This window comes from Candidatus Agathobaculum pullicola, assembly GCF_052117205.1.
GTDB classification, from domain to species: domain Bacteria; phylum Bacillota; class Clostridia; order Oscillospirales; family Butyricicoccaceae; genus Agathobaculum; species Agathobaculum pullicola.
Genome location: NZ_JBQKJP010000135.1, coordinates 1 through 384, shown reverse-complemented (window position 1 = coordinate 384; position 384 = coordinate 1). Strand labels below are relative to the sequence as shown.

The window sequence follows — 384 nt, the reverse complement described above, 5'->3', positions numbered from 1 at the left end:
GTGTCATAGATGGGGCAGAAATACACGGAAGAATATAAAGCCGATGTGCTGAAACTGGCCGATGAAATCGGAGTAAGCGCGGCGTGCCAGCGGCTTGGCATCTCCACGAAGACAGTATACAGCTGGCGCCGAGCAGAGCGACTTGCTAGAGGTGAGATTCGCGGTGTGGAGCCGGGCGAAACATCAGAGCAAGCCGTAGCCCGTTTAACTCGTGAAAATAAAGAATTACACGAAGCAAACTATATTCTTCGGAAAGCGCTGGGTTTTATGGCAGGTCGATAACCGGTGTTCGCCCGCGTCATCTGTATGCATGGATCCAAGCCAATCATCAAAGCAGCAGTATTGCATTGTGCTGCCAGGTTCTCGGTGTACGCCGGGAAGGGT

The 384-nt window shown here is 52.3% G+C and carries 1 protein-coding gene; it reads left to right on the top strand.

Translation table 11 applies throughout. The annotated features are described in order from the left end of the window. Nucleotides 1–9: 9 nt before the first annotated feature. Nucleotides 10–282 carry a transposase gene (locus ACTQ3V_RS15755; RefSeq protein ID WP_441468310.1) on the top strand — a complete coding sequence of 91 codons (273 nt, stop codon included), beginning with the start codon at nucleotides 10–12 and terminating at the stop codon, nucleotides 280–282. The last annotated feature ends 102 nt before the right edge of the window (nucleotides 283–384 follow it).